The sequence below is a fragment of the Flavobacterium sp. B114r genome (genome assembly GCF_056824125.1).
Genome location: NZ_CP124858.1, coordinates 1,156,376 through 1,174,372, shown reverse-complemented (window position 1 = coordinate 1,174,372; position 17,997 = coordinate 1,156,376). Strand labels below are relative to the sequence as shown.

General features: G+C 31.6%; 19 protein-coding genes. 8 read left to right on the top strand and 11 right to left on the bottom strand.

All coding sequences use genetic code 11. The features are described 5' to 3' along the window. The gene (locus QLQ94_RS05245; protein ID WP_271335061.1) at positions 1-696 is read right to left on the bottom strand and encodes an ABC transporter ATP-binding protein; all 696 of its coding nucleotides are present in this window, start codon (positions 694-696) and stop codon (positions 1-3) included. A 104-nt stretch (positions 697-800) separates the two neighbouring features. After that, positions 801-2,261 (bottom strand): DUF5687 family protein, encoded by a 1,461-nt coding sequence (locus QLQ94_RS05240; protein ID WP_271335060.1) that lies wholly within the window; start codon positions 2,259-2,261, stop codon positions 801-803. A gap of 128 nt (positions 2,262-2,389) precedes the next feature. Here QLQ94_RS05240 and QLQ94_RS05235 point away from each other — a divergent pair, with 128 nt between their 5' ends. From QLQ94_RS05235 to QLQ94_RS05220, 4 genes are all read left to right on the top strand, one after another. Continuing rightward, entirely contained in the window at positions 2,390-3,442 is a 1,053-nt protein-coding gene (locus tag QLQ94_RS05235; protein WP_427401124.1) for a 2Fe-2S iron-sulfur cluster-binding protein, read from the top strand. Between the two features lie 216 nt (positions 3,443-3,658). Continuing rightward, the gene (locus tag QLQ94_RS05230; protein WP_271335058.1) at positions 3,659-3,871 is read left to right on the top strand and encodes a hypothetical protein; all 213 of its coding nucleotides are present in this window, start codon (positions 3,659-3,661) and stop codon (positions 3,869-3,871) included. Between the two features lie 298 nt (positions 3,872-4,169). Next, a complete protein-coding gene (locus QLQ94_RS05225; protein WP_271335057.1) occupies positions 4,170-4,568 on the top strand; it encodes a hypothetical protein in 399 nt (132 codons plus the stop codon). Between the two features lie 100 nt (positions 4,569-4,668). Beyond that, entirely contained in the window at positions 4,669-5,853 is a 1,185-nt protein-coding gene (locus tag QLQ94_RS05220; protein WP_482499290.1) for an IS4 family transposase, read from the top strand. A 79-nt stretch (positions 5,854-5,932) separates the two neighbouring features. Here the strand turns inward: QLQ94_RS05220 and QLQ94_RS05215 are convergent, their stop codons facing one another. Next, on the bottom strand, positions 5,933-6,943 hold the full coding sequence (locus tag QLQ94_RS05215; protein WP_271335056.1) for a glycosyltransferase family 9 protein: 1,011 nt from the start codon (positions 6,941-6,943) through the stop codon (positions 5,933-5,935). Positions 6,944-7,231: 288 nt separating this feature from the next. Beyond that, positions 7,232-7,837 (bottom strand): DUF4254 domain-containing protein, encoded by a 606-nt coding sequence (locus tag QLQ94_RS05210; RefSeq protein ID WP_271335055.1) that lies wholly within the window; start codon positions 7,835-7,837, stop codon positions 7,232-7,234. Positions 7,838-7,947: 110 nt separating this feature from the next. Here QLQ94_RS05210 and upp point away from each other — a divergent pair, with 110 nt between their 5' ends. Then, positions 7,948-8,601, top strand: coding sequence for a uracil phosphoribosyltransferase (upp, locus tag QLQ94_RS05205; protein WP_271335054.1), 654 nt, complete (start codon positions 7,948-7,950; stop codon positions 8,599-8,601). Here upp and QLQ94_RS05200 read toward each other — a convergent pair. Next, on the bottom strand, positions 8,596-9,525 hold the full coding sequence (locus tag QLQ94_RS05200; protein WP_271335053.1) for a DUF6427 family protein: 930 nt from the start codon (positions 9,523-9,525) through the stop codon (positions 8,596-8,598). The genes upp and QLQ94_RS05200 overlap by 6 nt on opposite strands. A 137-nt stretch (positions 9,526-9,662) precedes the next feature. Between QLQ94_RS05200 and QLQ94_RS05195 the strand changes: the two genes are divergently transcribed. Further along, positions 9,663-9,893, top strand: a complete 231-nt coding sequence (locus QLQ94_RS05195; RefSeq protein WP_271335052.1) for a DUF6341 family protein — start codon at positions 9,663-9,665, stop codon at positions 9,891-9,893. Here the strand turns inward: QLQ94_RS05195 and purD are convergent. Continuing rightward, entirely contained in the window at positions 9,885-11,159 is a 1,275-nt protein-coding gene (purD, locus tag QLQ94_RS05190) for a phosphoribosylamine--glycine ligase (RefSeq protein WP_271335051.1), read from the bottom strand. The two genes, QLQ94_RS05195 and purD, sit on opposite strands and share 9 nt — an antisense overlap. A gap of 228 nt (positions 11,160-11,387) precedes the next feature. Here purD and QLQ94_RS05185 point away from each other — a divergent pair, with 228 nt between their 5' ends. Next, on the top strand, positions 11,388-11,909 hold the full coding sequence (locus QLQ94_RS05185; protein WP_427401126.1) for an ORF6N domain-containing protein: 522 nt from the start codon (positions 11,388-11,390) through the stop codon (positions 11,907-11,909). A gap of 67 nt (positions 11,910-11,976) precedes the next feature. Here QLQ94_RS05185 and QLQ94_RS05180 read toward each other — a convergent pair whose 3' ends face one another. The 5 genes from QLQ94_RS05180 to QLQ94_RS05160 all read right to left on the bottom strand — a co-directional run bounded on the left by QLQ94_RS05180 (position 11,977) and on the right by QLQ94_RS05160 (position 17,529). After that, a complete protein-coding gene (locus QLQ94_RS05180) occupies positions 11,977-12,960 on the bottom strand; it encodes a UDP-glucuronic acid decarboxylase family protein (protein WP_072957648.1) in 984 nt (327 codons plus the stop codon). Positions 12,961-13,128: 168 nt separating this feature from the next. Then, the gene (locus QLQ94_RS05175; protein ID WP_271338591.1) at positions 13,129-14,808 is read right to left on the bottom strand and encodes a DUF6909 family protein; all 1,680 of its coding nucleotides are present in this window, start codon (positions 14,806-14,808) and stop codon (positions 13,129-13,131) included. Between the two features lie 274 nt (positions 14,809-15,082). Beyond that, positions 15,083-15,523 carry an SMI1/KNR4 family protein gene (locus QLQ94_RS05170; RefSeq protein WP_482499289.1) on the bottom strand — a complete coding sequence of 147 codons (441 nt, stop codon included), beginning with the start codon at positions 15,521-15,523 and terminating at the stop codon, positions 15,083-15,085. A gap of 9 nt (positions 15,524-15,532) precedes the next feature. Then, positions 15,533-17,017 carry a GH3 auxin-responsive promoter family protein gene (locus tag QLQ94_RS05165; protein WP_482499288.1) on the bottom strand — a complete coding sequence of 495 codons (1,485 nt, stop codon included), beginning with the start codon at positions 17,015-17,017 and terminating at the stop codon, positions 15,533-15,535. 11 nt (positions 17,018-17,028) lie between these two features. After that, positions 17,029-17,529: a peptidase gene (locus QLQ94_RS05160; RefSeq protein WP_271338588.1), complete on the bottom strand. Its 501-nt coding sequence runs from the start codon at positions 17,527-17,529 to the stop codon at positions 17,029-17,031. 211 nt (positions 17,530-17,740) lie between these two features. Between QLQ94_RS05160 and QLQ94_RS05155 the strand changes: the two genes are divergently transcribed. Continuing rightward, a complete protein-coding gene (locus QLQ94_RS05155) occupies positions 17,741-17,929 on the top strand; it encodes a Sec-independent protein translocase subunit TatA/TatB (protein WP_055096778.1) in 189 nt (62 codons plus the stop codon). Positions 17,930-17,997 lie beyond the last annotated feature (68 nt).

Here is a 17,997-nt window from a genome sequence, read left to right as displayed (position 1 = left end):
TTATACCGCAAAAAACGATTCTAATTCTTGTAAGGTTTCTTTTGAAGTTTGAATATCTTTCACAATCTCACCTTTATTAAGTGCTACTATTCGATCGCAAACCTCTACTGTATGCTGTAAATCATGGCTGGAAACCAAGACGGTAACATTTGGATTTTCAGCCAGATCTTTTATTATTTTTTTTAATCTGCTTACGGTTGTCGGATCTAAATTAGCAAAAGGCTCATCAAGAATAACCACTTCAGGATTACCAATAAGCGTGGCAATTATCCCCACTTTCTTTTGATTTCCTTTGGATAAATCTCTTAAATATTTTTTATTATTTAGAATTTCTCCATTAAAAAACTCTTCATGGCTGGCTAACAAAGCATCAATATCGGCTTTGTTTTGATGACGCAAATCGCCAATAAAATAAAAATATTCCTCAGGAGTTAAATATCCTATCAAAAAACTTTCATCAAGAAACGATCCTGTAAATGATTTCCAGTTTTCACTCGTATTCACCTGAATAGTATTGCTAGTGATATTTCCTGTCGAAGGCTGAATAAGATCTAATAATAAACTGAAAAAAGTTGTTTTTCCTGCTCCGTTATTTCCCACTAATCCAAAACTTTGTCCTTTTGGAATTTCAAGATTATCAATGTTTAAAACTTTTATTCCGTTATATATTTTTGAAAGTTGATTTACTTGTATCATTTTCTATCTTGTTTAATTGTTGATTTGGTTAATCGTTAATTTGTTTCGTTTTAATCCGATAAAAAAATTATCTCATTATCAAATTAGCACATTCTCTAATTATTCTAATTCTTTTGTTTATAAGCACTTATCGTACTGTATTTCTCGATTTTATATCTTTTTTCGATCAGTGAAAAAACCTTGTCTTTTAAGATAAAACCTAAAGCCCCTGCTCCTGCAACTAATGATAATCCAAGAGTTTTATTTCCTAGATAAAGACCAATGGCATAAAGTCCCAAAGGCAATAATATTTTAGGTAATGTCAATAACATCGCGCTTACATTAAAAGCTTTTTTATCTCCAAAAGCTCCACCGGCAGAACTTAAATCAATTGGTGTTTTTGTAAATGCTCCGCCTAAAAGTACTAAGTGTGAATTTACTCCAATATTATAAATCGCACCAACAATAATTGTCAGGTAAATTTCCCATCCGTAAAAAAGATAAAATGATGCAATTATTGTCGAAATAAAAGTAGCAATAACAATCAGCCACCATTTTGAAGTGATGTAACCGCGATACGGAATGTTTTGTGTCATCATTAATTGATAATACGAACTATCCCAACTTGGTACAAACTGACCAAAGACAAACAAAAATCCTCCTGAAACAAATATTCCGGCAAAAATATGCATTACTTCAGGCTGTTGCGTGTTTCCAAAAAAGATGAAACCGTAAAACAAAAAGAAAACACTCATGACAATAGTCGTTTTAGATCTTTTATTTCTCTTAATTAGTTTGATATCATTTTTAAGAAAAGTTCCCAAAGTCCCAAATTGATTCAGCCATGCAAGATTTTCAGTTTCTGCAATATCCGCTTTTTTAGAAAGTCCGGCATCTAAAAATAAATTATTTTTAAAGTACTTAAAAGTAAATGCATACAATGCAATTAACACTAAAACGGGAATCAAAAACAATCCTTTTACAGCATAAAATCCCTGAAACGCCGGAGTTGTAAAGCTCGTAATATCAAATACCTTATAATATTGTGCCGCCGCCAGTAAAAGAATTGCTCCTATAAAAACAACAAACAATTTATCGATATTACTTAAAATAATATTTAAAAAATTGTTGATATATATTAATGAGAAAGCTGCTAACAGCCAAAAAATAACTCCTGCAATATCATAACCTTCCAGAGCTAGCACAACCGAAAATGGAATGAAGAAAAGAGCGTGTACCCAATTAAAAAAAGACAATGCAGTTTTGCCTAAAGAGAAATGAACAATTGTTGGTTTTTTGAATGGTAAAATCAATAAAGGTTTTATGTTCAAAACCGGAATTGCCTGCATTAACAACCGAATTACGAGGTCAAACAGAAAATAATAAATCAAAAATTGATTGATGGTAACTAATGGTTCCAGGTTCATTTTTCGCAATACATAAAATGCTCCTACTCCCATACCTATAAAAAGTATCGAAAAATAGATCATCAAAAAACCAATTAAAATTTTCATTGCCACATTTACTCCAAAGGAGGCAGATCTGGTAAAGGCTTTCCATTCTAGATAAATAAACTTTTTAATCATGGTTATTTGGTTTTCAGTTTTGTAGTAAGAGATCAAATGTAAGTAAACGTTACAAAAAAAGTTAAAAATAATTATTTCGTACCTGACATTTAATCTCCGTTTGCTACTTTTGCATAAAATATACAATCATGCCTTCATTTTTAAAACTCATAATTAAAGAGGTAAAACGCGAAACATCAGACGCCGTTTCTGTACTTTTTAATGTTCCGGAAGAACTAAAACCAGACTATAAATTTATAGCTGGACAATACATAAATCTAAAATTAACTCTTGATAATCAGGAGATTCGTCGTGCTTACTCTATTTGTTCTGCACCGGAAAGCGGTGAATTGCGAATTGCTGTAAAAGCTGTAAAAAATGGTTTGTTCTCTCAGTTTGCCAATACCAGACTTAAAGCCGGTGATGTTCTTGAAGTTGGTCATCCTGAAGGAAAATTTACTTTTGAACCTGATGCTGAAAGACAAAAAAACTATGCTGCTTTTGTTGCCGGAAGCGGAATTACTCCGGTACTTTCGATTATAAAATCAGTCATGAAAAGCGAGCCAAAAAGCTCATTTATAATTGTTTACGGAAATAAAACTCCTGAAGAAACTATTTTTTACCAGGAATTACACGATTTACAATTGCAATATGTAGGCCGCCTTTTCGTGCATTATGTTTTTAGTCAGGCTAAGGCAGAAAATGCTTTGTTTGGCAGAATCGAAAAATCAGCAGTAAATTTTGTTCTCAACAACAAACACAAAGAATTACAATTTGATAAATTTTTCCTATGCGGACCAGAAGAAATGATTGATACTGTTTCTGCTATTTTAAAAGAGAAAAATGTAAAAGAATCAGCTATTAAATTTGAACTTTTTACCTCATCATCACAAGAAAATCAAATCAATACTTCATTAGAAGGACATACAAAAATCACAGTTTTAGTAGATGACGACGAAGTTTCGTTCGAAATGTCTCAAAAACAAACCATATTAGATGCGGCCCTAAAACAAGGAATCGACGCTCCATATTCTTGCCAAGGCGGAATTTGCAGCAGCTGTCTTGCCCGTGTAACTTCTGGAACTGCCGAAATGACTAAAAACTCTATTTTGACAGACAAAGAAATTGCTTCAGGATTGATCTTAACTTGTCAGGCACATCCAACATCAGAGTCTATTTATGTAGATTATGATGATGTTTAGATTTTAAAATTCCAATGGCGTAATAAATTCCAATAAAAAATTCCAAATTCCAAATTCCAACTTTACAATTGGAGTTTGGAATTTTTTTTGTTTTATAATTATTAGCAATCTTTGCAAATTTGAAATTGAATTTATTTTTATGAGATCTGTACGAGAAATTTTTAAAGGCAAGGAATATCTTTTAGATGAACCTGAAATTGAGAAACTTGTAGAATATTGCGAAGAACTGCAAGAATTGTCGAGTTTAAATATCAGAAGACGAACAATAAAGAACTCGCAATGCTGGATATGCTCAAAGAAGTCATAAAAGGTTGTAATGCCATGGAAAAAGAACAAATGGAGCATGAAAGATTTGGTTATGAAGCTACAAATTCGAACCTTAAAAATTATATTTATAGCAGATGTCGCGATGAGAAGATAAGGTTGTAATAAATTTCAATCTCCAAGCTTCGGCATAAATCCCAACTATACAATGAAATGTGGTGAACTATTTCTTTATCAGAGCTTAAAACCTGACAAAATTTTACTCTCTATTTTCCCTTTTCTAACTATAATCAAAAAAACACTATTGAGCAATAAATAAAAAAGCATGTAAGTTTTTGGTTATTTTCTAAAAAATGCGGCAAAATTTTACTATATTAGTAGTTCAATACAGCTGATCATTCTTCTATCTCTTAAAATAGATTTGTAAAGCTATTTCTGATTGTCAACATAAAATTTAAATATCATGGCAATGCATCACTACCTTCGTCTGTCTTTTATATTACTTTTTGTAATAACAGCTTTTATTTCTATCTACTTTATAATAAAAAAAAGGAAAAACAAAAAAGTACCTAAACTACTTTCAGAAGAAAAGTATAATTTATCAATGGCCGAGGGAATGACAGAAATATCAGTCTCTAATGATCTTTTTTTTAATATTTGGCCTTATGTAAGTGAATTAAAAGCAGCCAAAATTTTATCAAGAAAAATTAAAGAATCTGAATTGGTACATAAAGTTTACAGAAATTCAACCGAAAATTTTGAACATATTTTACTCGCTACTGAAAAAGAAAATCATTTTGTGAAAGTCGTAGTTGATACAAACAAAAAGAAAGCAATGGGTTATCTTTTTCTTGATTTATGAGTAATGAAGTAATCTTTGTCAAAGTTTAAAACCAAGAGTGTAAGGAACTTTTGTAAAAAACTATTATTTTTATTTTCTGTATGTCAATAAATATCAGAAAATGCAAATCAGAACAGAAGTAAAAGAAATATTAAATTATATTTCAGAAGATCAACTTGATTTTTTTGCTCAGCAAACAATGGTTGATTGGAATGCTAAAAAATTAAAAGGTAAGGAATTATTTAAACTTTGTATTTTTGGTGTCTTAAATGAAAACAGAGCCAGTTCCAGAGTGTTTGAGAATTTTTACGAGAATCATTTTTTTTGTAAATATGCTCAGATTCCTAAAGATAAAAGTGTTAGTCACAGCAGTATTGCAGAGAGAATTGGAAAAATCAACGTGGAATATTTCGAGAAACTATATCAGTATACTGTTACTGTTTTTCAGGATAAACTTGAACAGAAAGATAAAGCAAAATTAAGCTTATACGACTCAACAATTACAAGTTTATCTGCTTCTTTATTAAGTTTTGGAATGCAAAATGGACAGAAAAATAAAAAAGGAGAGCAAGGTAAAAACAGTATAAAATTTACAATTGGTTTTAGTGAATTGCCATTTAATGTAAATTTTCACAAAGATCAAAAAATGATTAGTGAAGATTTGGCTTTGGGTAATATTCTTCAAGAACACATAAGTAATAAAAAAGATATTGCGGTTTTTGATCGAGGAATGAAGGAAAGAAAAACAATGGTTGAGCTCTCCAATAAGGATAAATATTTTGTTACTCGAATTTACAAATCATCTAAGTATGAAATAGAAAAAGGCAGTAAAGTTATACCGTTGGATTTTGAAGATGAAACTATTAAGTTGATAAAACACAGTAAAGTTCATCTTTATGCCAATCAAAAAAAGACTAAAATAGTTTTTAGATTAGTAGAAGGGATATTGAAATCTGATGGAGAAAAAATATTATTTTTAAGCAACTTGCCCGAAGAAGAATTTACGGCAGATCAAATAGCAAAAATTTACAAAAAGCGCTGGGATATTGAGCGTTTCTTTAGATTTATAAAACAAGAACTTAATTTTAAACACTATTTTTCAAGACAATGGAATGGAATTCAAGTAATGATATATATTATTCTAATTGCATCCATTTTACTTTTGAGTTACATAAAACTCAATGGCTTAAAAGGATATAAGATCCCCAAAATTTCATTTTGTAATCAATTACAAAATGAAATCATTCAACAAGTAGTAATACATTGTGGTGGGGATCCTAGTAAATTAGAAACATTCAATACATGAAAGAAAGTTCCTTACACTCTTGGTTTAAAACTTTGACAAAGATTACTACGTATTTCTAATGCAATAAAATTAGAATTTTCTATGATAACTGTGACTGAATCCTGGAAACTATTTTCTCTGGAGAAATCGTTCTCATCGCATCTTCATAACCTTCAACAATTTTGTTTCCGTAAACTGATGTTGGTAATTTTGGATATTGATTTCTGTCTGAGGTTAAAACATTTTCCATAGTTTGATTGAATGGCAAAAATCCTGCGTACGGATGTGTCGCTCCCCAAAGTGTAACAACTTTTATTCCTAACATTGCCGCAATATGAGCGTTTCCGGAATCCATAGAAAGCATAACATCAAGATTACTAATCAATTGTAATTCTTGCTGAAATTTAATTTTTCCAGCCATATTGATTACATTTTCAAATGGTTTTGCAAGTGAATCCAGAATTTCGATTTCTTTCTTTCCTCCTCCAAAAAGTAAAATTTTATACGACTTATTCTCAGCTAATTTGGCAATTACTTCCTGCATTAAATCCTGCGGGTAAACTTTAGAATCATATTGTGCAAAAGGAGCAATTCCGATTAATTTTTGATTATTGTCACCGATAATTTCTAAGATATCTGCGCTCAATTTTGCCTTTTCAGGGAATGTTGGATTCGATAAATCTAAAGGAAATCCAAGTTCTTCGAACACTTTTGCATGTCTTTCGAACATTGTTGGCAATTGCTTGAAAATCTTATTTTCCGCCCTTGTTAGTTCTTTTTTACCTTCTCTTCCTTTGTCGACTGTGGCTCTTTTTTTTCCGCTTAAAGCGAAAAGTAAGCTCACAATTTTAGATCTAAGAACGTTATGAAGATCGGCAAAAGCATCAATTTTAAACTTTTTAACATCTCTAAATAATCTCAAAAGTCCTGAAAAACCTTTATGACGCTCTTTTTCATCAAAAGCAAAAAACTCTAGATTGGGAATTCCGTCAAAAAATGGCCTGAAAAACGGACGTGAAATTACGGTGATTTTTACCTCTGGATATTGTTTTACAAATGCGCGTAAAACAGGAACCGTCATGGCGACATCTCCCATTGCGGAAAGTCTCATGACGGCTATATGTTTAATTTTATTGGACAAATTTTGACTTTTAAAAATTAATTGTGAACAACTTCCTTATTCTAACTTACTAAAAAACATTCTTTTATAAAATTATATTCTTTTCTAATTTTGCTTTTTAGCCCAGATTGAAATGGAAATCCTGGAGCAAAAAAATAAAGTTTCCTGTTTAAAAAAAGCGACCAGCGGAAGCTCTTTTTTGAACAATAGAAACTCTATTTTTTTGTGTCCCGATAGCTATCGGGATGAAATGAAAAGCTGGAAATATACCTCCAGAAATTATTTCTTATTTTGATATAAAACAGGATTTAATTCATCGTCATTGTACATTTTCATTTGTTTGTACACTTTCATGAATTTATCTCCGTTTTCGATGTCAGTCAATAAATCATCAATCGCTGTTGATAAATCAGTTCTTTGTTCTAAAAGAATGTTTAATTTTTCCTGGCATTTATCTCTATGTTCTTGCGAAGCTTCTGCACGATTAGCTTCTTCATTCATGTGATAAATTTTTAGGGCCAAAATAGACAATCTGTCAAAAGCCCATGCAGGACTTTCAGAATTGATTTTTGCACCATCTTTTACTTTTACATCGCTGTATTTTTGTAAAAAATAGCTATCGATATATTCCACCATATCAGTACGTTCCTGATTAGATGCATCAATTCTTCTTTTTAAAGTCAAAGCTGCTACCGGATCAATTTGCGGATCACGAATAATATCTTCAAAATGCCATTGAACAGTGTCAATCCAGTTTTTTAAATATAATAAATGCTCGAATTTATCCTTAGGATAAGGATTGTTTATAGGTTGATCAACATTATCAAATTGATGATAATCTTTGATGCTTTGTTCGAAAACAGAATATGCTAATTTTGAAAACATGTCTTTATTTGTTAGAGTTACAAAGATACTTTTTATACTTTTATCGTGCGAATAAAACGATGAAATTTTCGTTATCGTACTGTAACCATTGATAATTCTAAAATTTTACTATGAAAATCCATTATATATCTGAGAATAATAGCGTCTTGAATCATTTTTTAGGTCAAATAAGGAATATAAATGTTCAGAACGATAGTATGCGTTTTCGAAGAAATATAGAGCGAATTGGCGAAATTATGGCTTATGAACTGAGTAAGGATCTTGCTTATAAAAATGTAGCAATTCAAACTCCGCTTGGTATTAAACAAACTACCGAAATTGAAAGTGACCTGGTTTTATGTTCTATTTTAAGAGCTGGTTTACCGCTTCATAATGGTTTTTTGAACTATTTTGATCACGCCGAAAATAGTTTTGTTTCGGCTTGCAGATATCATCCAAATAATGATGCTGAATTTGAGATTAGAGTTGAATATCAAGCTGTTTCAAACATCAATGATAAAACTGTTTTGCTTCTTGATCCAATGTTAGCAACGGGTCAGTCTATCGTTGCAGTTCATGAAAAATTAATTCAGAATGCAACCCCAAAAGAGATTCATATTGTAGTGGTTATTGCTGCCCCTGAAGGAATTGCTTTTCTTGAAAAAAGCCTTCCTGAAAACTGCCATTTATGGGTCGCTTCTTTAGACGAAAATTTAAATGAAAAAAATTACATTGTTCCAGGTCTTGGTGATGCTGGCGATCTTTCTTACGGCAGTAAATTATAGCTGAGAAAAAAACGTAAATAAACTACACAAAATCAATACATAAAAGACAATTTCGTTGTTGAGTTTTTGCTGCATATATTCTACATGACTTGAAGCCATAATGGTCAAAGGCGCAATACTAAACAATAACAAATCATTGCTTTTATCCGGTGAAACAATGAAAACAAGAGCTGCAATAAAAAAACAGGCTACTATTTTTTTGTATGAAGAATGTACTATTTGAGGTCGATTTGACAACGTTGTAAGCATTGAAGTTATAAAAAACAAAGCCACTGCAACGTATATTGAAAGTGCTCCGTTTTCATAATTATTCTTGAAATAATTAATATTAAAATCGATCACAGTATTTTTCTGGAAAAATTGAATTATATCAATATGGAAAATTAAAGAGATCAATAAAAAGATTATTGACACTGCCATTAGCGCTATAAAAGGTAAAATCCAGTTTCTATAATCTCTGGAAACATGAAAAATAATCGATATAAAAACCAATATTAAGAAAAGAATACACCAAAATTGAAATAAAGAAGCTATTAAAATCCAAAAAGAAGCATCGAATATTTTTTCTTTTGAAGCTTTTAGGGATTGTAACGAAATTAATCTTCGAAGTGCCAAAAGCACAAAAAAGTTCGCATATACTACATTCGCATTATTAAAAATCGTGGGGAAAAATAATATGAACAATAAGTAAAAAAATATCGTGTAACCGTTGTCCTTACTGAGTCCGTTTTTTTTTACAATGAAATTAATCAGGAAAAATGAAGCCAAAATAAAGAGTAACAAACTTACTTTTTGGAACGCCAAAAAATAAGAACTCACCCATGATGGATCTTTAATTTGAAAAATAAAAAAGAAAACCAGTATCAAAATTACGACCAATGAATAATTTAATGGCGTAGATTTTTTAAAAACACTTGTTATCATAAGGATATTTTATACTTTTGTGATTGTAAATATAATACTTGTTTAAAAAGGAAAACCAACAAGTTGAAAAAAGATTCTTTATTGAATTTTGTCTTCAATGCGTTAAAAACAATAAATAACATATAATTTTATAAATTATGACAGCTTTTTTTGAAGGAATACAATACTTATTCGTTAACATTTTATTTGCTCCACTTGACTTTTTACGTCGCCTAGAACTTGTTACTTGGTTTGGTGCTAATACTATTAACTGGATTTTTATGATCATCTGCGCAAGCGCAATTGTTTACTGGATTAAGCAATTACGCCTTTTTGATGCCGCCGGAACAGAAAATCAAGATACTACAGCTCACTCTTTTTTAAAGTAAGTCGAAGCCAATATCTTTTCTAAAATACATCTTATCAAAATTTAGTTTATCTATATTTTGGTAAGATTTTTTTATGGCCTCTTGAAAATCATCTCCATAAGATGTTACAGTCAATACACGTCCTCCATTACTAACGACATTATTGCCATCTAATTTTGTTCCTGCGTGAAAAACTATAGAATCTGTAATATTTTCTAAACCTGTAATTACTTTTCCTTTTTCAAAATCTTCAGGATATCCTCCGGAAACCACCATAATTGTAGTCGCACTTCTTGGATCAACTTCTAATTCGAAAGTATCTAACTTTTGATCTGCCACAGCTTGAAACAATTCAACCAAATCAGATTTTAATCTTGGTACTACAACTTCAGTTTCAGGATCACCCATTCTTACGTTGTATTCAATAACAATTGGTTCGTTTTTCACATTGATCAAACCAATGAACACAAAACCTTTATATTCGATTCCGTCTTTCTGGAATCCTTCGATTGTTGGTTTTACGATACGTGTTTCGATTTTTTCCATCAAAACAGCATCAACATAAGGAACTGGAGAAACTGCTCCCATTCCGCCTGTATTTAATCCTGTATCACCTTCGCCAATTCGTTTGTAATCTTTTGCCGTTGGAAGAATTTTATAGCTTTTTCCGTCAGTCAAAACAAAACAGCTTAATTCGATTCCGTCCAGAAATTCTTCGATTACCACTTTAGAACTTGCTGCTCCAAATTTTTCATGAACAAGCATGTTTCTTAATTCCGTTTTAGCCTCTTCAAGATCCTGAATAATCAAAACTCCTTTTCCAGCCGCTAATCCGTCTGCTTTTAAAACATATGGAGGTTGTAACGTTTCAAGAAATTCACATCCTTTTTCTACTGTTTCGGCGGTAAAACTGTCATAAGCTGCTGTTGGAATATTGTGTTTCATTAGAAACTCCTTTGCAAACTCTTTACTTCCTTCAAGTTGAGCGCCTAATTTTGATGGTCCGATAACCGGAATATGCTGTAAACTTTCGTCATTTTTAAAAAAATCATAAATCCCTTTTACCAAAGGATCTTCTGGCCCTACGACCACCATTTTTACATTTTCCTGAATTACAAATGCTTTTACAGCATCAAAATCAGTTGGAGACATTGCAACATTTGTAGCAATTGCAGCCGTTCCCGCATTTCCTGGTGCAACAAAAAGTTTTTCGCAAAGCGGACTCTGAATCATTTTCCACGCAAAAGCATGTTCTCTTCCGCCTGATCCCAATAGTAAAATTGTCATGTGTAGTTATATTTAGTTGTGGTGCAAAAATAATTGCTTTTGTACGTAAAAAATAATTAAATCTTAAAAAGTTGTTCATTCTTATCTGTTAGTAATTTGATACTATTTTTTTTGATGAAAATTAGTTCGCAAATGATTTCTATTTTTTATAAGCCGTAAATTAAAACAGTTTAAATGCTGCTTTTAAATATAAATAAAATCTTACATTTTCTTTTTAATTAAAAACTTATGGAGGATCATTCTTTACTTTCTGAAGAAACTATTTCTAATAAAATATATTATATACGCAACCAAAAAGTGATGCTTGCTTTTGATTTAGCTATGCTTTATTGCGTTGAAACTAAGAGAATAAATGAGCAAGTAAAGAGAAATTTAACTCGGTTCCCGGAAGATTTCATGTTTCAACTTACTGAAAATGAGTTTAAAAATTTGAAGTCGCAAATTGCGACTTCAAGTTGGGGCGGAAGCAGAACATTACCTTTTGCTTTCACAGAACACGGAGTTTTGATGCTTTCCAACGTTTTAAAAAGCGACAAAGCAATTCAAACCAATATACAAATCATGCGCATTTTCACCAAAGTGAGACAAATGCTCTTGGATACAACAGAAATTAAAGTTAACATTCTTCAAATTCAAAAGAAATTAGAAAATGACGATAAAAATATTGAATTGGTTTTTTCTTATTTGGATGAATTGACTGAGAAAAAAGAAAATGAAAGTGAACGGGTGAAAATTGGATACAAGAAATAAGTCGCTCTTTGAGTAACTCATTATAAACGAAAACGGGCAAATATTTATTGAATATTTGCCCGTTTTTTTATTTTATATAACTTGAAAAATCTTTGTGTTCTTCTTTTGAAAGTTCTTCTTTAGAAAGTGACCTGAAATAATCATAAGTAATTTTCATTCCTTCAGCACGATCTACTTTTGCTTCCCAACCTAATAATTCTTTTGCTTTTGTAGTATCTGGCTGGCGTTGTAATGGATCGTTTATGGGTAATGGATGATAGACTACCTTTTGATTTGTTCCTGTTAGTTTAATGATCTCTTCTGCAAAATCCTTAATCGTAATTTCGTCCGGATTACCAATATTTACTGGATATACATAATCTGAGTGCAATAATCTAAAAATACCTTCGACCTGATCATCAACATAACAAAAAGAACGGGTTTGCATTCCGTCTCCAAAAATAGTTAAATCTTCCCCGCGCAAAGCCTGACCAATAAAAGCCGGAATTACACGTCCGTCATTCAAACGCATTCTTGGTCCGTAGGTATTAAAAATACGCACTATTCTGGTTTCGACACCATGAAATGTGTGGTACGCCATTGTAATTGATTCCTGGAAACGTTTGGCTTCGTCATAAACTCCACGTGGACCAATTGTGTTTACGTTTCCGTAATATTCCTCCGTTTGTGGGTGAACCAATGGGTCTCCATAAACTTCAGATGTTGAAGCAATCAAAATCCTTGCTTTTTTTACTCGTGCCAATCCTAACAGATTGTGAGTTCCAAGAGATCCAACTTTCAAAGTCTGAATTGGTATTTTTAAATAATCTATTGGACTTGCGGGCGAAGCAAAATGTAAAATATAATCTAAATCACCCGGAATGTGAACAAACTTTGTGATGTCGTGGTGATAAAATTCGAAATTTTCTAATTTGAATAAATGTTCAATGTTTTTAAGATCTCCCGTAATCAGATTATCCATTCCAATAACATAATAGCCTTCTTTAATGAATCGGTCGCATAAATGCGATCCTAAAAATCCTGCTGCTCCGGTAATAAGTATTCTTTTCATATTAATTATTTATACATCGCAAATGTAACTGATTTGAAAATTATAAAAACTATTCTAAAAAAAACTGCCTAAAAAAATTAGGCAGTTTTATAAATTCTTTGTCTCCTCTTTACTATCACCAAATTAATATATTTGGCAGTAACTATTTTGAGATATTTATTTATCGATTTATTTTACGTTGAAAATTTGTTCCAAAATTTTAATAGTAATCAAATAAGTTGGTTTTACACCTGTTGTTCCTAATCCGCCTGAAGCTAATGTACTTCCTGTTTCCAGAGGATTATCTGAAGCATAATAAGCATAACGAACTTTGATATCGTGTGGTACACTTTTTCTAATTTTTGATGCAGATTGTATGGCTTTCTGATAATAAGATCCTTCCATTTCAAGACCAATTACTCCCCAGGTCGATTCGTGAAAGAATTTCAATAAATCTCTGTTTTGTAATGATGTTCCTAAAACGGTTACCATTGCACCTTCAAAAACTGCAATATCATTTCCTTCAAACATTGCTCCTTTTAGTTCATTTTCGAAGAAATAATTATCTGCAGTTCCTTCGTTTATATGTGCGGTCGGGATCATGATGTCTCCTTTTCCACCCTCAAGAATTCCAGCTTTACCCATTATTGAAACTGATGCTACATTCAATAAAGTTTCTTTTTTATAAGGTTTTAAAAGCTCATCGATAGTTTCATAAGCCTGCTCACCAAAAGCATAATCCATTACAATAATAACGGGTTTAGTTTCATCAAGAGCAGCTTTTGGAAATCCTGTTTTTCCCCAGTCAATTTTTGCAGTATCAAAAATCTGAACGTCGATATTAGTCCCTGAAGTGTCCGGCAATGAAATCATTCCGTTTTTTAAGGCTAATTCTTCAACCTGACTTCTAATATCTTTAGCTCCGGATTTACTTAATTCTTCATAAATATAAAAATCAGACTTGTCCTTGAATTTTGTTTTCAACAACGGTGTTGCAAAAATAGAATTCATAACACTGTGCATATTCGCACTTATTACATGAATTGGACGTTTTAGCAAGTTATTAGTTTTTAAAACCTCCTTGATGTTTGTGGCCCAGATTTCTCCGTGAATATGATGTCCTAAACGTTCTCTTAAAACGGGACTAAAAGTTATAGTTCGTTTGTTATTGTCAACTACTTCTTCGATCGCCAATTTTCCTAACCAATAAATAACATGCAGGAAACGGTCCGGAGTTTCTTCAGATCCAAATGCTTCGTAAATGTCCAGAACCTCTTCAAAAGTTCTTCCTAATATATTGGCAACATGCGAAATTGCTTTTTCTTTCTCAATTAATGGCAATTTTTTAGTTTGCATTACAGCCTGCTCCAGTTTCAACCAATCGCGGGAAACTTCGCCACCATCGTCTAATAAAACCCTGTTTTTAATTTTATGAGATTCGATGAAAATAAAAGTCAAATGAGTCAGGATGTCATAAATGTCTGAACGCCCGCGGGTGATTTCGACATTCATTTGTTCCTCATCAATCCTATAACAATTTCTTCGTCTTTTTGGAGGAACAATTGCCTCGAAATGTGATTTAGAATATCCTTCATCAGAAGTTAAATTAATAAATCGACATTGTTCAATTCCTATTGGTAAACGCTCTATAACGTACAAAAGCCCATTAAGCTCTACTTTTTCTTCGCCTATGTTTCCGTAAATTTCCGGACGTAATGCTAACAATGATTCACGCAAGCCATCGCCCGAAACTCCCATTGGCTTATAAAAACCACGGTTGAATAAATGACGCATTGTTATGTACATTCTTTCTATCGCTGCAGATGATTCCTGCGCTCTTGATCTTGATATATGTTTGGTTTCTTTCATGCTTGTTTATTTTAAAAATCTCCTCCTAAGAGAAGATGAAATTAGTATTTTTTAATTAAATGAAATTGAAATATTAATTTATTAAAGTTTTCATATTCTTAAAAACACCATTATTGTATATTGTTATTATTTATAATTCTCAAAATTAACTTCTATTTTTTAGAAATTCTAATTTTGTTACAAAATCAAATTTATTGTATTAATACGTTCCTGATTGTCTTTGGGTATTATAAATATAATTATTCAATTTTAAAAAAAATTGTTTCAATTGTCTTCATGATCTTAATCCTGCATCCGTTAAAAACTCATATATATCTTTATATTTTGTTTCTTTTACTTGTTGTGTTTCATGATCAAAAAAAGAAATTTTACTTTCGTATTCTCCGTTATTCAATTTAAATCCATAATAATCACCTGTATAATTATCAGAAATTGCGAGAAACTCGTGAGAACTAATTAGTCCAATATTTATATTATTTACTAAAATATTCCAATCACTATTTTCCTTTACAGAATAAACTGTTGTAAATGCGAAATATCCTCCTCCAAAAATTTTCACGAAATCTTTATACTCTTTTGGAAGCTTATTAGTAAGTTTTTCCTCGGCATGAAACAATTCTGTGTCGGTAGCTTTTAAATCAGATTCTAAATCAAACCACAATGGATTTTTTAATTTGATTTCTTCTACTTTTTTACAAAACTCATTTAATTCCATTACAATTTATTACTTCAAATTATCTGCAATCTTTCTGTCATTCGACAATCTCGGAATTTTATTTTGTCCGCCTAATTTTCCTTGTGATTTCATATAATCTTGAAAACCATTTTTAGAAACTTTGGTTATAACCACTTTCCTCAAAACATTTCCGGTGATTAAATCATCATAATAAATGTTTTGTTTACGCATTGCATCATCAATTGCTTCTGCGAATGCTTCTAAATTTTCAGGTTCATTTTCAAATTCAACCAACCATTCATGATACGGCAAACCGCTTGAAGGATTTATTTGCGGCGCAACGGTAAATTCGTTGATTACAATTTTAGTTCCTTCCGTAGCTTCTTTCATGGCGCTTTCTACTTCTTTTGCAATAACATGTTCTCCAAAAGCAGATATGTAATGCTTGATTCGACCTGAAACGATAACTCTATGCGGAAATAATGATGTAAACTGAACCGTGTCGCCAATATTATATCTCCAGAGTCCGGCGTTTGTAGAAACGATCAAGGCATAATTAACGCCTATTTCGACTTCTCCAATCGTATAGCTTTTTGGATTTTCTGTAAAAAATTCATCAGCTTTAATAAACTCGTAGAAGATTCCGGAATTTAGTAACAAAAGCATTCCTTTTTGTTTTTGAGAATCCTGATAAGCAAAAAATCCTTCAGAAGCCGGAAACAACTCTATGCTGTCTACTTTTCGCCCAATCATTTTTTCAAATTTCGCACGATAAGGTTCATAATTGACTCCTCCGTAAATGAACAAATTGAAGTTCTTGAACAATTCTCCAATCTTTTTTCCACCGCTTTTTTCCTGTAATCGTTCAAAATACATCTGTACCCAAGACGGAATCCCGGAAATTATGGTCATATCCTGATCAATGGTTTCCTCTACAATAGCATTTACTTTAGTATCCCAATCTTCAATACAATTGGTCTCCCAGGAAGGCATTCTGTTTTTTTGAAGATATTTGGGCACAAAATGCGCTCCAATTCCGGATAATCTTCCAAATTTGATTCCGTATTTTTCAACAAGAATTGGACTTCCCTGCAGGAAAATCATTTTTCCGTCTACAAAATCTGCATTTCCTGTTTCGTATATATAATGTAGGATCGCATTTCTTGAAGCTTCGATATGATACGGCATTGATTCTTTGGTCAACGGAATATATTTTGCTCCGGAAGTTGTTCCTGAAGTTTTGGCAAAATACAATGGTTTCCCTTTCCAGAGAATATTCTTTTCGCCCATTCGAACTTTGTCGATGTAGGGTTTTAAATCTTCATAATCACGAACCGGAACACGTTTCCTGAAATCATGAACTGACTTTATTTTATCAAAATGATGATCTGTACCAAATTCAGTTTCCTGGGCACTATTTATTAAACTTTTAAATACTGCTTGTTGTGTTTCAACCGGTTTATTGGCCCAAGCCTTTGTTTTATAGTATATTTTGGTGGCAAATAATTTTGCTGCTACTGATTTAATTGACATTTTTTATGGTATTATTTCTTGTCACTTTTGTTTTTACTTCGAGGTTTTTCGCCCGACTCCTTCTCCATTTTTGCCACTTCATTTCTCAATTTAATTTCTTCTTCAGAAGGTTTCATATTTACATCAGAATGTTCTTCATTATCTGCTATAATAGAATCTTTATTGAATTTTGCATATTCCAATTCACCCCTTAAAACCTTCTGAATTCCTTTTATATACGCTTCGTTTTTCTTTAAAGCAGTCTCTAATGAATCAGATTTTATGGCTAATTCGGTTGCATTCTTTTTCAATTCAGAAGAAGAATATCCCGGAATAAGTTCACGCAAAGGTGTAAAAGCAATGATGAAAGTGGTAATTAAAATTAGAAATATTCCTCCTAATGTGAACGTTACGAACACATTCATCAGGTTAAGTTTGAATGAAAAAATTTCCTCAAAAGTGTCTTCATTCAAAATCACCAATCGGTTTTTGATGAATAATTTTTTTCTGAAATTGAATTTTTTCTTAGCCATTAGGTTATTTATACAAGCAAATATAATAATTAATCATCTTGTTAACGCCTGATATAAATAAAGGAATCCCGTTATTTCATCATTTTATAAAATATTTAACGCTATTAGATAAGAATATTTTAATCCAAAAACACTTCTTCTTCGTATATTTCTATATACCTTTGCGGTATTATTTAGAAAATCAATTTGCTTCGGCATTAAATATACAATCATGGGAAGATTAGGTCTTACAGAAATCCTCGTAATAGTAGGTATTGTGATATTACTTTTTGGAGGTAAAAAAATTCCGGAATTAATGAAAGGTTTAGGAAGTGGTATTAAGGAATTTAAGAACGCTGCTAAAGACGATCAGACTCCACCTGCACCTTCTGTTAAAAAAGAAGAAGAAGAAATTAAATAAGAATTTAGATCCTTATTATAAACCCCAAATTACAAATGTAGTTTGGGGTTTTATTTTATAGAAAAAAT

Bases quoted from the DNA above. Each gene is read 5' to 3' on its own strand.
- QLQ94_RS05165 (WP_482499288.1), bottom strand. From the start codon at position 17,017: ATGTCAATTAAATCAGTAGCAGCAAAATTATTTGCCACCAAAATATAC.
- upp (WP_271335054.1), top strand. From the start codon at position 7,948: ATGAAAATCCATTATATATCTGAGAATAATAGCGTCTTGAATCATTTT.
- QLQ94_RS05240 (WP_271335060.1), bottom strand. From the start codon at position 2,261: ATGATTAAAAAGTTTATTTATCTAGAATGGAAAGCCTTTACCAGATCT.
- QLQ94_RS05215 (WP_271335056.1), bottom strand. From the start codon at position 6,943: ATGAGACTTTCCGCAATGGGAGATGTCGCCATGACGGTTCCTGTTTTA.
- purD (WP_271335051.1), bottom strand. From the start codon at position 11,159: ATGACAATTTTACTATTGGGATCAGGCGGAAGAGAACATGCTTTTGCG.
- QLQ94_RS05200 (WP_271335053.1), bottom strand. From the start codon at position 9,525: ATGATAACAAGTGTTTTTAAAAAATCTACGCCATTAAATTATTCATTG.
- QLQ94_RS05220 (WP_482499290.1), top strand. From the start codon at position 4,669: ATGCAAATCAGAACAGAAGTAAAAGAAATATTAAATTATATTTCAGAA.
- QLQ94_RS05175 (WP_271338591.1), bottom strand. From the start codon at position 14,808: ATGAAAGAAACCAAACATATATCAAGATCAAGAGCGCAGGAATCATCT.
- QLQ94_RS05185 (WP_427401126.1), top strand. From the start codon at position 11,388: ATGGAGGATCATTCTTTACTTTCTGAAGAAACTATTTCTAATAAAATA.
- QLQ94_RS05210 (WP_271335055.1), bottom strand. From the start codon at position 7,837: ATGTTTTCAAAATTAGCATATTCTGTTTTCGAACAAAGCATCAAAGAT.
- QLQ94_RS05180 (WP_072957648.1), bottom strand. From the start codon at position 12,960: ATGAAAAGAATACTTATTACCGGAGCAGCAGGATTTTTAGGATCGCAT.
- QLQ94_RS05225 (WP_271335057.1), top strand. From the start codon at position 4,170: ATGGCAATGCATCACTACCTTCGTCTGTCTTTTATATTACTTTTTGTA.
- QLQ94_RS05195 (WP_271335052.1), top strand. From the start codon at position 9,663: ATGACAGCTTTTTTTGAAGGAATACAATACTTATTCGTTAACATTTTA.
- QLQ94_RS05160 (WP_271338588.1), bottom strand. From the start codon at position 17,529: ATGGCTAAGAAAAAATTCAATTTCAGAAAAAAATTATTCATCAAAAAC.
- QLQ94_RS05245 (WP_271335061.1), bottom strand. From the start codon at position 696: ATGATACAAGTAAATCAACTTTCAAAAATATATAACGGAATAAAAGTT.
- QLQ94_RS05170 (WP_482499289.1), bottom strand. From the start codon at position 15,523: ATGGAATTAAATGAGTTTTGTAAAAAAGTAGAAGAAATCAAATTAAAA.
- QLQ94_RS05235 (WP_427401124.1), top strand. From the start codon at position 2,390: ATGCCTTCATTTTTAAAACTCATAATTAAAGAGGTAAAACGCGAAACA.
- QLQ94_RS05155 (WP_055096778.1), top strand. From the start codon at position 17,741: ATGGGAAGATTAGGTCTTACAGAAATCCTCGTAATAGTAGGTATTGTG.